The sequence below is a fragment of the Pedobacter sp. KBS0701 genome, assembly GCF_005938645.2.
In the GTDB taxonomy this organism is placed as follows: Bacteria; Bacteroidota; Bacteroidia; order Sphingobacteriales; family Sphingobacteriaceae; genus Pedobacter.
Genome location: NZ_CP042171.1, coordinates 383,836 through 397,950 on the forward strand (window position 1 = coordinate 383,836; position 14,115 = coordinate 397,950).

At 41.5% G+C, this 14,115-nt stretch carries 8 protein-coding genes; 7 read left to right on the top strand and 1 reads right to left on the bottom strand.

Features of this window, described 5'->3' with window-relative positions; translation table 11 throughout:
• Positions 1 to 83 precede the first annotated feature (83 nt).
• Complete coding sequence (locus tag FFJ24_RS01370) at positions 84 to 1,601, bottom strand: TlpA disulfide reductase family protein (RefSeq protein ID WP_138820454.1); 1,518 nt, start codon at positions 1,599 to 1,601, stop codon at positions 84 to 86.
• Between the two features lie 753 nt (positions 1,602 to 2,354).
• Between FFJ24_RS01370 and FFJ24_RS01375 the strand changes: the two genes are divergently transcribed.
• The 7 genes from FFJ24_RS01375 (at position 2,355) to FFJ24_RS01405 (ending at position 13,841) form a co-directional block, all read left to right on the top strand.
• Entirely contained in the window at positions 2,355 to 5,558 is a 3,204-nt protein-coding gene (locus FFJ24_RS01375; RefSeq protein WP_138820455.1) for a TonB-dependent receptor, read from the top strand.
• A gap of 19 nt (positions 5,559 to 5,577) precedes the next feature.
• Complete coding sequence (locus tag FFJ24_RS01380; protein WP_138820456.1) at positions 5,578 to 7,482, top strand: RagB/SusD family nutrient uptake outer membrane protein; 1,905 nt, start codon at positions 5,578 to 5,580, stop codon at positions 7,480 to 7,482.
• Between the two features lie 12 nt (positions 7,483 to 7,494).
• Positions 7,495 to 8,196, top strand: coding sequence for a DUF3823 domain-containing protein (locus FFJ24_RS01385; protein ID WP_138820457.1), 702 nt, complete (start codon positions 7,495 to 7,497; stop codon positions 8,194 to 8,196).
• Between the two features lie 244 nt (positions 8,197 to 8,440).
• Positions 8,441 to 9,406, top strand: coding sequence for a glycoside hydrolase family 43 protein (locus FFJ24_RS01390; RefSeq protein ID WP_138820458.1), 966 nt, complete (start codon positions 8,441 to 8,443; stop codon positions 9,404 to 9,406).
• Between the two features lie 119 nt (positions 9,407 to 9,525).
• Positions 9,526 to 10,563 (top strand): family 43 glycosylhydrolase, encoded by a 1,038-nt coding sequence (locus tag FFJ24_RS01395; protein ID WP_138820459.1) that lies wholly within the window; start codon positions 9,526 to 9,528, stop codon positions 10,561 to 10,563.
• A 15-nt stretch (positions 10,564 to 10,578) separates the two neighbouring features.
• Positions 10,579 to 11,658: a cellulase family glycosylhydrolase gene (locus tag FFJ24_RS01400; RefSeq protein WP_246862715.1), complete on the top strand. Its 1,080-nt coding sequence runs from the start codon at positions 10,579 to 10,581 to the stop codon at positions 11,656 to 11,658.
• Between the two features lie 329 nt (positions 11,659 to 11,987).
• A complete protein-coding gene (locus FFJ24_RS01405; RefSeq protein WP_138820460.1) occupies positions 11,988 to 13,841 on the top strand; it encodes a glycoside hydrolase family 2 protein in 1,854 nt (617 codons plus the stop codon).
• Positions 13,842 to 14,115: the final 274 nt, after the last annotated feature.

The window sequence follows — 14,115 nt, forward strand, 5'->3', positions numbered from 1 at the left end:
GCTTCAAATATATTAAAGAAATGCTTTGCTTTCAGGCTAAATTGAATTTGAGCCGATACGTAGAAAGATGGAGACAGATCGGTTTAATGCGCTAATGCTTCTTCCAGTTGTTTAATCAGGATTTCTCTGTTCATGGGGTAACCTGCTTTTGATAGCTCATAGGTTCCATCCTTTTTAATGATTACATAAGTTGGGAAACCATTGCCCTTCACTTTTTGCATAATATCTTTCGTTAATTTTAGATTTGCAAGGATATGAAAGCCCTCCATATTAAAATAAGGGATAAGTTTTTTCCAGTCACTTTCATTATTTTGATCATGGTTGGCAATGTACAGGTAATCAACACCTTTATCTTTAAAATGGTATTTTATGGCCTGTCCGTTGGTTTCGAGTTCAGATCTGCATGGGCCGCACCAGGTTCCCCACATATCCAGTAACATTGTTTTGCCTTTATGGATGGCTAAAACCTCTTCGAAGGTATTCAGGTCTGATCCATTGTTTTTCTCAATGATCATTTTGTCATTCAAAGGCTTCTGTTCTCTTATCAAATAAGCCTCAACATAAGGTTTAATCCAGTTAATATATTTGCTTTTTGGGAAGTGGGATTTAAAACGGTCGAAAATCTGTGGGACATTTTTATAATAGGATTCATCGATTGCGTCATTAAACAATGTAATGTAGAGTATTTCTGCCGATTGTCCTGAAAAGTATTTATTGATTATTTTTTCCTCAAGAAGGTTAGTGGCATCATCAGAATAGGCAATCATACCCTCTTTCTGATCCATATTGTACCATTCGCGAAAAAAGTTTTCAGGTTCATCGGACGCCATCATCCATAGTTTTTCTTTTTTGCGCAATAAAAATTCTTGGATCAGGCTCAGGTAATTCGGGGTATAAACAGCCAGTTCATTATTGATTGATTTTTCATTGATGAGACTATCCTGGATTTTTTCCCAGCTTAACATGGTACTGCTATGGCTACCCTGAATTTTGAATTTATTATTCTCTTTAAATGAAAAATAGGTTTCCGCTGCGAAATACCTTTGGTTTAATCGCCAGTCTGCAATAAATTTTTTGGTCGGCTTATACTTTTTAACATAATTATCGAAATTTTGCTGCAGTCTAATTTCTTCTTTTTTGATGGCGCTAATTACCCGAGTAGGCGTAGTATCGCCATAAAACTCTTGAACACTAAATGTTTTTTTGATTAGTGCAATTGATGGTTGGTTATTTTCGGCACCTTTTCCAATAACGGTGATTCCGAAATCTGGCCGCTTAAAATCTATTTTTATGTTTAACTGGTTTCCAGGTTCAATATATAAGTTATAAAATAAATATTCCCTGTCGGTCCTGCCCATACACCGGAGACCGAAAAAACCTGCTCTTTTTAGCTCAAGGTTTAAACTGGCTAATTTTTTCTTATTCAAGTTTACCACCATCTCCTTGGGTTCGGGGAATTCGGCTTGAAAAATTTGCTTGGTATCCAGCAACGAAAATTCTTCTGCTTTCGAATTTGCAATGCTTACAGTAATGCTGGTTTTTTGTGCAAAGCCAATAATTGTCCACAATATCAACAAGGATGTAAATAAAGACTTTTTCATCTAAGAGGTGTTATATAGATTATTCAAATCTATATAAAAACTGTTCACGAACAATGAAATAAATTATTTTGTATAATGTTTCTTAACGAAACCTTTCGATTTTTATTTGTGAAAGCCTTAAAGATCGAAACTCAGTTTTATAGACCTGAAACTGCCAACGCCAACTGTCAACTGCAAACTGATATGGGCGTTACCTAAGCTGCGCAAAGGTCGGGCTTTTTCAGGGCTGCGCTTCTCTCCGGTACCGATGAAGGATCGGTACTGAACCCTTACAATCCCTAACGCAAAACCCACTGTTTTATAAACCTCGCAGGTTTTTAAACGGCGCAGCCCTCAATGAGGGCATTAAAATAAATATACAGCGCCGAATTAAACCTGCGAGGTCTGACCTAAATTAGGACTACCGACCTGTGTTAAATAAACCTGATAAAACGGATAGCCCGGAGCGAAGCATGAGTGAGGACTAGGAGGGATAGCAGGGATTCCCTAACCGAAATGTGCCAGCCCCATCATTTCCAGAAAACTGTCACTATAAAGATCCTGAGCTGAACTCAGGATGACGCATTAAGCGGCATTTTCCGTGTTTCTGAGCCTCCGTGGCTAACAGACTCCTTAAACACAAATCGAGACAAAATGGAGAAAGATTGATACAAATACGTATTCCGTGCTAATGCTAAAAACCGAATCTTTGACAAGAATTAAATTGAACTAAAACCATTTACTTCTAGTATTTAACCAAATCACTAACCAAATATGAAAAGAAGTTTATTCTCCTATGGCGGCTTTGTACGTACGGATTGGTACTTGCTTCAAAAGATGTTTTTGAAAAGCAAAATTCTCTCTGTTATTTTTACCTCAATCACCTTACTCTTACTTTCATTTCAGCTCATTGCACAGGAACAAAGTACCGTTACTGGTACCGTTATTGACGAGAAGGGCGAAACAGTTGTAGGTGCCAGCATTAAAATCAAGGGAACCAGCACGGGGGCAACCACTGATGCTGACGGAAAATTTAAAATCCAGGTGGCCGATAAAAATGCAACCCTGATTTTTATTTATGTAGGTTATGTTAATCAGGAAGTCGCCCTGGCAGGACGTTTTCAGGTTAATGTTAAACTTAAACCTTCCAACAACGATCTTAGCGAAGTGGTGGTAGTGGGTTACAACACACAGAAAAAAGAAGCCATTACCGGTGCCATTTCCTCCATCAGCAGCAAAGACCTCGAAAAAGTACATGGCGGTTCAACTGTAAGTACGGGCCTTGCTGGCAAACTGCCCGGCGTTTCGTTCAGGATGCCTGACGGTAGACCGGGATCGAGTGCCAACATCCAGATCCGTAACATGGGTAATCCATTGTACGTAATTGATGGTATCCAGCAGGATGCAGGGCAGTTTAATAATATTTCGCCCAATGATATTGAAACGATTAGCGTACTTAAAGACGCTTCGGCCGCTATTTATGGTAGCAGGGCCGCTAATGGGGTAGTTTTGGTAACGACCAAAAGAGGTAAAAACAGTACGCGTAATACTTTTAGTGTTGATGCTTATACCGGATGGCAGAACTGGGTACGTTTCCCTGAAACGACTGATGCTTACCAATGGATGTTAGGAAAAGCTACTGCAGAACTAAACCAGAATGGCAAAACAGATATTACTCCGGCAGAACTTGAAAAATGGAAAGCAGGAACAGAATATGGCTATCAGAGCCAGAACTGGAGAGATATCATCATCGCGCCCAATGCGCCACAATCTTCAATTAATTTAAGTGCTTCCGGTGGTAGCGACAAGGTAAATTATTACTTTTCGGGTACGCACCTGGATCAGAAAGGGGTGTATGGAACGGCACGTGAGTTCGATTTCAACAGGACCAATATTCAGAGCAATATTGAAGCTAAAATAACCGACCGTTTTAAAGTTGGGATGTTGATCAACGGCCGTATCGAAAGCCGCGATCAGCCAGGGGTACCGGGCGGAGATGATTACTGGGCTGCCCGTTTTGCACTTTTGAGAAACAGGCCGACTGAACAGGCTTATGCCAATGGCAATCCAAATTATCCGAACGATATCGGACACAATACTGAACAGTTTGCCGTACAGAGCAAGGCCTTAACCGGTTACTGGAAATCTGACTGGAGGGTTTTACAGACCAATTTATCAGCAAGTTATGATACGCCTATTAAAGGTTTGGAGATAAAAGGTTTATACTCTTATTACATCGCCGATAATGTAATCAACGGTCATGAGTATACCTACAACGTGTATACTTATCATCCTGAAACCGGTGTTTACGAAGAAAAAGTAGGAAGTTCTAACCCATACAGGGAACGTAGAAACGAAAAGATTTACACCAATACCTACCAGTTACAGGCCAACTACAACCGCACTTTTGGTAAACATACCGTTGGTGGTGTCTTGGTAGCAGAGCGTTTAGACCGTTTTAGAACCTATACTTTCCAGCATGCCGTACCACAGACCAATATTCTGCCTGTTTTGCAGTTTGCAGATATGGATGGACAGGATTTCGCCGATATCCAGGAAGAAGAAGCCCGTATTGGTTACGTTGCAAGGATAAATTATAACTATGATAACAAATATTACCTGGAACTTTCTGGCCGTAGAGATGCCTCATGGAAGTTTGCACCAGATAGGCGTGTAGGTTATTTCCCTTCTGCATCCATTGGTTGGAGAATTACTCAGGAGAAATTTATGAAATCGCTTTTAGGTGAAAGCACGGTCTTAAATGATTTGAAACTCCGTGCTTCCTACGGTGTACTTGGAGATGATGATCTGGGTATTGACCCTTTCGCTTACATCCCGGGGTACCGTTATAACCAAGGCACTGTGATTCTGGATGGGAAGAATATTACCACTTCAAGGGATAAAGGACCGATCATCAATAACCTGAGCTGGCTGAAAAGCAAAATAACAGATATCGGTTTAGATTTTTCATTGTTTAACAGTAAACTTAGCGGAACTGCAGATTATTTCTACAGAAAACGTACTGGTTTAAAGCAGGTTAAAAATGATGTGGTGGTGCCAATTGAACTGGGATACCCACTGGCAGCAGAAAACCTGGAAAGTGACGCTCAGTTCGGAGCCGAATTCGCCTTAAATTACAGGGATAAGATCGGAGAATTCAACTACAATGTAGGAGGAAACATTTCCATTAGCCGAAGAAAGTTTTTAGATCAGTATAAACCGCGTTACGGCAACTCGTGGGACAATTACAGAAATAGCTATAACCAGCGTTATACAGATATTTTTTGGGGCTATGAGGTAACCGGACAGTTCCAGAATATTGACGAGATCAATAACTACAAAGTAAACATCGATGGGCAGGGAAACCGCTCTTTATTGCCGGGCGATTTAATTTATAAGGATCAAAACGGTGACGGTGTGATCAACGACCTGGATCAAAGACCGATCGGATATACCACAACAGGACAGCCAAACATCGGCTTTGGTTTTACCATTGGTGGTTCTTACAAAAGCTTTGATTTTACAGCCGATTTTTCTGGCGGTGCGATGTACTCCTGGAACCAGAACTGGGAACAGCGCTGGGCATTTCAGAATACAGGTGCTTTGTTGCAGAGTTTTGCTGATGACAGCTGGCACCGTACTAACCCATACGACCTGAACAGCGCATGGATCCCTGGGAAATACCCTGCATTACGCTTCAATGATGGCGGACACAGCAATTATAATAAAAACTCCACTTTTTGGCTACACAATGTAAGGTATCTGCGTGCCCGTACGCTTGAGATTGGTTATACCATACCCAAAAGATGGGCTGAGAAAATCAAGATCCAGAATGCCAGGGTATATGTAAACGGATATAACCTCTTTTCTATCGATAACCTGAGCGATTATGGCGTGGATCCGGAAATTGCAGACGATAACGGCCTACAATATCCACAGAACAAGTTCTTTAATATCGGTCTTAAACTAACGCTGTAACATGAAAAAGACTAATCAGATGAAAAAAATTATATATGCATTTGCTGCCATTGCCTTTTTGAGTTTTGCGCAGTCTTGTAAAAAAGATTCAGAATTTTTAGATAAACAACCAACCAGTACCTTGCCCATTGATGCGGTATGGAAAGATCCTAATTTGGTACTAACCGTTGTTGGCGATCTTTACGATCGTTACCCGGATTACCAGACCATCGAGGGGTGGTGGGCTTTTACAGATTTTGATGAAGGTTTTGCCTCTGCTAGTGGTGACTATTTTCGCCACCAGAATTTAGAGTATGGTTATGATGCCTGGAGATACTGGGATATGGGTGTTTATGGTTATGTCCGCGACTTGAATATGTTTATTAAACGTGGGCAGGAATCTACCGCTTTGAAAGCAGAAGACCGCGATCGTTTCCTGGCTGAAGCGCGCTTTATCAGGGCGGGGGTATATTTCGAAATGGTAAAAAGAATGGGCGGTGTACCGTTAATCACAACCGTTTTAGATTATAATTACAGCGGCGATCCAAGTTACCTTCAGTTTCCAAGGGCAAAAGAAACCGAAATTTATGATTTTGTAATTTCAGAACTTGAAGCTGTAAAAACCATACTGCCCGATAATCCGACTGTACAGAGCAGGGCTACAAAAGCTGCGGCACTAGCCATGGAATCGAGAGCAGCATTATATGCGGGTTCAATCGCCAAATACAGCAACTCACAGTTAAGCCTGCCAGGTGGAGAAGTGGGTATATCATCGGGTCTGGCCAATGCTTATTTTACCAAATCCTTAGCTGCCGCAAAAGAGATTATCGATGGCGGCAAATATTCGCTTTACAAAAAGAACCCTAATCTATCTGAAAATTTCGCCGCGCTTTTTACTGATAAAGGCAGTAATCCGGAAGTGATTTTTGCAAAAGATTTTAAATTGAAAACCAATAAAGCTCATGGTTTTACCATCGATAACCAGCCACGTTCTTCTGCAGAGGAAGCGCAGGGCGGGCGGTTAAACCCATCTTTAAACCTGGTGCAGTCTTTCGAAAAACTGGATAACACTTATGCATCGCTGGCTTCGGTTGATGGAAGTGGTAACCCAGTTTATTACAGTGGTATTACTGATATTTTTGTAGGTCGTGATGCACGTTTGGCTGGAACCGTGATTCTTCCGGGAACGCAGTTTAAAGGTAAAACCGTTGATATCTGGGCTGGCTATCAATTAGCCGATGGCTCTATCGTAACAGGTGATAATTTTGGACAGACCAAAACAAATGTACTTCCGGGCAATGCAGGTTCGGTACAGGTGGTTGGTGCCGATGGTCCTGTAGATGGACTCGAATTCAGTGCACAATCAGGTTTTTATGTACGCAAATATTTAGATCCGGCAACAGGTTCAGGCCAGATCGGTACCCGGAGTGATGTTTGGTGGATCCGCTACCGTTATGCCGAGGTATTGCTAAATGCAGCCGAAGCAGCTTTTGAACTGGGCGATCCCACTACAGCAGCTAACTACATTAAACAAGTGAGAGACCGTGCAGGATTAACTGTTGCTTTAACCCCGGCGCAGATCACTTTCGACCGTATTGTACACGAGCGTAAAGTAGAATTAGCTTTTGAAGGACATGAACTTTGGGATATGAAACGCTGGAGACTGGCTGATAAAGTTTGGAACGGCAATAATATGTCAGCAGCCGATTTCATTAATGCAAACAATATTGGCAGCGCAACACGCACCAGTACACAGGTATTTGGTTTGTGGCCGTACAAATATTATAACCCTGGCAACGCAAACCATTTGAAATATGTTTTTAAGGTGATTAAACCAAGCCGTGTAACCGCTGCACACCGTTTCCGTATCGGAAATTACTATTCTTCAATCGGGCAGGATGTACTTAACGGAAACCCTAAAATTGTAAGAAACCCTAACCAATAAGCAGATATAGATATGAAAATTAGATTTTATTTCATGATAGGGGCAATTATTGCAGTGCTTTTTGCTTCATGTAAAAAAGACAACTACGATGCACCTGAAGCCGATTTTACCGGACGGATTGTTTATAAAGGAGAACCCATCAGTGTCCAGTATGGTCAGGTTAATTTCGAACTCTGGCAGTCGGGTTTTGGTAACTATTCTGCACTGAACGTTAATGTGAGCCAGGATGGAGCCTATTCTGCCAAATTATTCAGTGGAGATTATAAATTGGTTTTTTCGCCGAATCAGGGACCTTTTTTATGGAAAAAGAATGCTGCCGGAAGACAGGATACCATTGCGGTAAACATTAGCGGCAGTAAAATCATGGATATCGAGGTAATGCCTTACTACATGATCCGCGGAGCCGCAATTACCGCTGCAGCAGGCAAAATAAATGCTTTTTGCAAGCTCGAAAAAATCATTACCAATGCCGATGGGAAGGATATAGAAAACGTATCGTTGTATATTAATAAAACACAATTTGTTGATGGCAGCAATAATATTGCTACCCAGCAGATCAGTGGTGCAGCCATCGCCGACCTCAATAACCTGAACATGAGTGTTACGATCCCAGACATTACACCCAGTCAAAATTATGTTTTTGCCCGGATAGGCGTTAAAATTGCCGGTGTTGACGATTTGATTTTTACACCTGTAAGTAAAATAGGTTTTTAGTTAAAAGAGTAAGCGTATTGTAAATGTAGAATTGTCATCCTGAGCCTGGCGAAGGACCTTCCTTATAGGCGAGGCATTTCGACGGGCTCAACGTGACCTATTTGCGAGGTCGGTCGTCATTCCCAATCAGGTTGGGAATGACGAACTATCGAAATACTATTCTATCCTAAAATTGGATATAATACTTTTTGAATATCATATATGTCTTAATAATCAGTATCTTACCCTTAGCAGATCATATTAAATGAAATATATTTACGCCCTTTTTTTATGCTTCTCACTCTGTTCCATTAGCAAAGAAATACTTGCAAAACCGCTAAATGATACCCTTTATCTAGCCGATCCGACCATTTTTGTTGATAAAGGCAATTATTATCTATATGGTACCAGTAGTGATCAGGGTTTTTTGGTTTATTTTTCAAAAGACCTTAAAACCTGGAGTAAAAAGGCAGAAAATAATGGATTTGCTTTAAAAAAGGGCGATGCATTTGGGAGCAAAGATTTTTGGGCACCACAGGTATTTAAAAGAGGAAATACTTATTATATGGCCTACACCGCCGATGAACAGATTGCTATTGCCTGGAGCAAAAGTCCTTTAGGTCCATTTAAACAGGAAACGTTAAAAGCCATTTCTGGCACGGGAAAACAGATCGATCCCTTTGTATTTACCGATGCTGATGGGAAAAATTATCTTTATCATGTAAAACTGGCAAATGGTAACCGGATTTATGTATCCGAACTGAAGGCCGATTTTTCGGATGTCATCCCAAACACCGCAAAAGAATGTTTATCAGGAACCGAATTTTGGGAAAATACCCCAAAAACCGATTGGCCGGTAACTGAAGGTCCAACGGTACTCAAAAAAGATCAGCTTTATTACCTTTTTTATTCAGCAAACGATTTTAGAAATCCCGATTATGCTGTAGGTTATGCCACTTCAAGTTCGCCCACAGGGCCTTGGATAAAATATGCAGGTAACCCGATCATCAGTAAAAAATTATTGAAAATAAACGGTACTGGTCATGGCGATTTTTTTACCGATAAAAATGGGGCTATGCAGTATGTATTTCACACTCATCATAACAATCAAAAAGTATCGCCGAGGGCTACAGCTATTATAAAGGCTGCTTTTGCGAAAGATAAAAATGGTACTGAACAGATGCAGGTCGACCCTAAAAGTTTTCGCTTTTTAATGCAGGGCGTAAATTGATTGCTTTTGTAGAAATATTGAAACAAAAGAATGCGGGTTTCAGAAAAGAAATCACTTTTTTTAAAGATTGAGAAAATACAGTAGTCTGAAAAAAAAACAGCAGGTGTAAAGCGTTAAAAATGAATAAATTGAAAATAAAATTACTGTTCGTACTGTGCCTGTTGGTAATGGAAGGGTTAAATGCACAAACATTTACCAATCCCCTGTTGCCATCCGGTGCCGATCCTTATAGCTATTATAAAGATGGTTATTACTATTATACCCATACCACTGGTAACCGCGTAGACCTTTGGAAAACCAAAACCCTTGATGGCCTTAAAAATGCCGAGCGGAAAACCATCTGGAAAGCACCTGCCGGCACGATGTACAGTAAAGAAATATGGGCACCTGAAGTGATGTTTTTGAGGGGAAAATGGTATGCTTATTTTGCTGCAGATGATGGCAAAAATGAAAACCACCGCATGTACGTATTGGAAAACGCTTCCATCGATCCGATGAAGGGGGAGTGGGTATTTAAAGGCAAGATTGCCGATCCTACCAATAAATGGGCCATAGATGGCGATGTAATCGATTTTAAAGGCCAGTTATACATGATCTGGTCCGGATGGGAAGGAGACCAGAACGGTAAGCAGGAAATTTTTATCGCCAAACTTAAAAATCCATGGACGGTTGATGGGAACCGCGTAAAAATTTCTACCCCAAAATTTGACTGGGAAAAAATAGGCGACCTGGGCGGTGGTGCCCACGTTGATGTAAACGAGGGGCCACAGTTTCTGGTACATGACAGTAAAATTTTTATCGTCTATTCAGCCAGCGGCTGCTGGACTGATTTTTATGCACTGGGCATGCTTTCAGCTTCAGGAAAAAGCAACCTGCTCGACCCAAAATCCTGGACGAAAGCCGATCAGCCTGTTTTTCAACAATCACCAAAAGATGGTGTTTACGCTCCGGGGCACAATTCGTTTTTTAAATCTCCTGATGGGAAAGAAGACTGGATCCTTTACCATGCAAACGATAAACCAGGGCAGGGCTGTGGTGGCTTCCGTTCTCCAAGGGCACAAAAATTTACCTGGAATGCTGATGGTACACCAAATTTTGGAACTCCGGTAAAACCGGGCGAAAGTTTAACCTCACCATCAAACCACCATAATAACTAATCAGATATAACCGATATGAACCTAAAAAACTATGTTGTCCTTGCTGTAATGAGCCTAAGCATCAGCACGGGCTTTGCACAAAAAACAAAAAAAAGCACCGAACCTGCAAAGGTTTGGTCAGTAGAAAAAGCCAATGCCTGGTATAGCGAGCACAAATGGTTAACCGGCGCAAATTACATTCCATCTAATGCCATCAACCAGTTGGAGATGTGGCAGGCAGATACTTTTTCCCCCGATCTGATCGACAAAGAGCTGGGCTGGGCAGAAAGTATCGGCTTTAATACGCTTCGTGTGTTTTTATACAGTAAAGCCTGGAGCCAGGATCCGACAGGTTTCAAAAAACGCATAGACCAGTTTGTAGCCATTACCCAAAAACATGGCATCAAGCCCATGTTTGTGTTCTTTGATGATTGCTGGAACAAAACTTCGGCCATTGGCAAACAACCTGAACCAAAAACAGGCATCCATAATTCGGGCTGGTTACAGGATCCTGGCGATCCGGCTTTCAAAGAAGAAGCTAACTTCCCCGAACTGGAAAAATATGTAAAAGACGTGCTTACCCATTTTGCACACGACAAAAGAATTTTACTTTGGGATTTATATAACGAACCCGGAAACAGCGGAAAATTGGAAGCAACTATTCCTTTGTTAAATAAAACCATCAGCTGGGCACGCGCAGTTAATCCCGATCAGCCTATTTCCATTGGGTTGTGGAGCTGGGGTTTCGAAAAACTGAATGCCATACAACTCGCCAATTCGGATATCATCACCTACCATAATTACGAGGCACCAGAATGGCACCAACGTACCATCGACCTGCTGAAGGCCAATGGAAGACCATTGATCTGTACCGAATATATGGCGCGATCACGTAACAGCCGTTTTTCCAATATCCTCCCAATGCTTAAAAACGAGAATGTTGGCGCTATCAACTGGGGTTTTGCCGCAGGTAAAACCAATACCAAATATGCCTGGGATACCCCACTTGCCGATGGATCTGATCCGATTGAATGGTTCCACGAAATTTTTCAGCCTGATGGTACGCCTTACCGCCAGGAAGAAGTTAATCTGATCAAAAAACTCAATAACAAATAAATATTATCAGTAGGGTGATCAGAAGAAGAACTTTATAAAAATTATTGTCAGTCTGAGCGGAGTCGAAGACCCTTAGTTGAAAAAAAAGTCCTTCTACAGGCTGCCATTGACAGGTTTCACTATAGGGTTCGTCATTCTCGCGTAGGCGGGAATCTTAAAGCTTATTGCATTAAGATTCCCAATCGGGTTGGGAATGACGACTCCTCGCAGCCTATCAATTCAAAAAATGTGATTTATATTGGTTTTTACGAAATAAGTAAACCCTCAGGAAACTATTCTCTGCTCAAATTAGCAACATTACCCAACCTCAACACTCAAATTTTAAACCAATGAATAAAAAAGTATCTATTTTCTTATCGCTGATGGGGCTTTCGCTTTCCCTGTCCGCACAGCAGCAAGACAAATCGTGGTCGATGGTGAAAGGAAAAATCTCTTCACCATGGGCACAGGAAGTTAACCCTAAGGATGTATTACCAGAATATCCCCGCCCTCAGCTTGAGCGCACTGGTAACTGGAAAAACCTGAACGGCCTTTGGGATTATGCCATTTCTGAAAAATCGCAGCGTCTGGCCATTAATCAGGGTAAAATACTTGTTCCATTTGCGGTAGAATCAGCACTTTCGGGGGTGGGTAAAACTGTCGGGAAAGACAGTTTGTTATGGTACAAAACCACATTTACGGTTCCTTCAAATATGAAAGGCAAAGAAATTTTACTTCATTTCGGTGCTGTTGACTGGAGAACAACTGTAAGCCTTAACGGCAAAGAGGTGGGGAAACATGAAGGTGGTTTTGATCCTTTTAGTTTTAATATTACGCCATTTTTAAATAAAAGTGGTAGCCAAACCTTAACTGTAGAAGTTTGGGATCCGACAGATGAAGGACCTCAACCGAGGGGCAAACAGGTTAAAAGACCTGAAGGCATCTGGTACACTCCGGTAACCGGTATCTGGCAAACGGTATGGATCGAAGCGGTAAACAAATCACATATCGATCACATTAAAATAACCCCTGACATTGATCATCAATCATTGGCTGTTACATCAGTTTTAACGGGGGCTGCTTCAGGTGACCAGGTAAAAGTTTCGGCCTGGGATGGCACAACAAAGGTTGCCGAACAAACCGGTGATGGCAATGCCGCAATTACCTTAAAAATTGCTAATCCAAAGTTATGGAGTCCCAGGAGCCCGTTTTTATACGATTTAAAAGTAGAGCTACTGGCTAAAAACAAAAAAGTTGATGAGGTGAAAAGCTATTTCGCCATGCGTAAAAGCTCGATCGGGAAAGACAAGAATGGCATACAGCGAATGTTATTGAACAACGAATTTGTTTTTCAGTACGGTCCGCTTGATCAGGGATGGTGGCCGGACGGTCTGTACACCGCACCGACCGATGCTGCTTTGAAATTCGATGTGGATAAAACCAAAGAAATGGGCTTCAATATGATTAGGAAACACATTAAGGTAGAACCAGCCCGTTGGTACTATTATTGCGATAAAGCCGGAATGCTGGTTTGGCAGGATATGCCGAGCGGCGATCTGGGTAATGGCTGGGAAAACCGTCCGGGTATTTTAGACCATGGCTCGGATCAAAACAGGACTGCTGAATCAGAAGGTTATTACAAAAAAGAATGGAACGCCATTATTGATGCACTTTATAATGTGCCTTCTATCGTAGTGTGGACACCTTTTAATGAAGCCTGGGGGCAGTTTAAAACCGTAGAAATTGCCAAATGGACCAAGGAGAAAGATCCTACCAGATTGGTAAATACGGCCAGTGGGGGTAATTTCCATCCAATAGGCGACATTATCGATCTGCATAACTACCCACATCCTGCAATGCCAAGTCCTGATTATTTTGGAAAAGAATATGCGTTGGTGTTAGGTGAGTTTGGAGGTCTTGGTCTTCCTATCGACGGGCATGTGTGGCAACAGAAAAATAACTGGGGTTATCAAAGTTTCAAAAATAAGACTGATTTATTTAACAAATACGCAGAGTTTGCCAAACGTTTGGAGCAATTGATCCCGCTAGGACTTTCGGCCGGAGTTTACACCCAGACTACTGATGTGGAGGTAGAAACCAACGGATTAATGACCTACGATAGGAAAGACATCAAATTTTCAGAAGCACAGATGAAAGCTTTGCATGATAAATTATATCAGATTAACGTACCGGTGCAGAAATAAAATGCTATAAAATCGTCATATCAACTGTGCTGCTCTTCGCTCTATTGACAGCATCCACTAGTGTGGTCGTCATTCTCGCGCATGCGGGAATCTTAAAGCGCTTGCATTACGATTATTTATCAGTTTTCCTTTTTACTCAGAGGCATTCATGAGCACTCCGTGGTCCCAATCGACCCGATAGCTAGGCTATCGGGTTGCAAATGACGATCTCTTGCAGTCTAAAATTCTGAGTAAAAAAGCTGTCACTCATATTGATTTTTATACAATAAATTAC

Excerpts from the sequence above, each read along its gene's own strand:
- FFJ24_RS01370 (WP_138820454.1), bottom strand. The coding sequence starts at position 1,601 with ATGAAAAAGTCTTTATTTACATCCTTGTTGATATTGTGGACAATTATT.
- FFJ24_RS01375 (WP_138820455.1), top strand. The coding sequence starts at position 2,355 with ATGAAAAGAAGTTTATTCTCCTATGGCGGCTTTGTACGTACGGATTGG.
- FFJ24_RS01380 (WP_138820456.1), top strand. The coding sequence starts at position 5,578 with ATGAAAAAAATTATATATGCATTTGCTGCCATTGCCTTTTTGAGTTTT.
- FFJ24_RS01385 (WP_138820457.1), top strand. The coding sequence starts at position 7,495 with ATGAAAATTAGATTTTATTTCATGATAGGGGCAATTATTGCAGTGCTT.
- FFJ24_RS01390 (WP_138820458.1), top strand. The coding sequence starts at position 8,441 with ATGAAATATATTTACGCCCTTTTTTTATGCTTCTCACTCTGTTCCATT.
- FFJ24_RS01395 (WP_138820459.1), top strand. The coding sequence starts at position 9,526 with ATGAATAAATTGAAAATAAAATTACTGTTCGTACTGTGCCTGTTGGTA.
- FFJ24_RS01400 (WP_246862715.1), top strand. The coding sequence starts at position 10,579 with ATGAACCTAAAAAACTATGTTGTCCTTGCTGTAATGAGCCTAAGCATC.
- FFJ24_RS01405 (WP_138820460.1), top strand. The coding sequence starts at position 11,988 with ATGAATAAAAAAGTATCTATTTTCTTATCGCTGATGGGGCTTTCGCTT.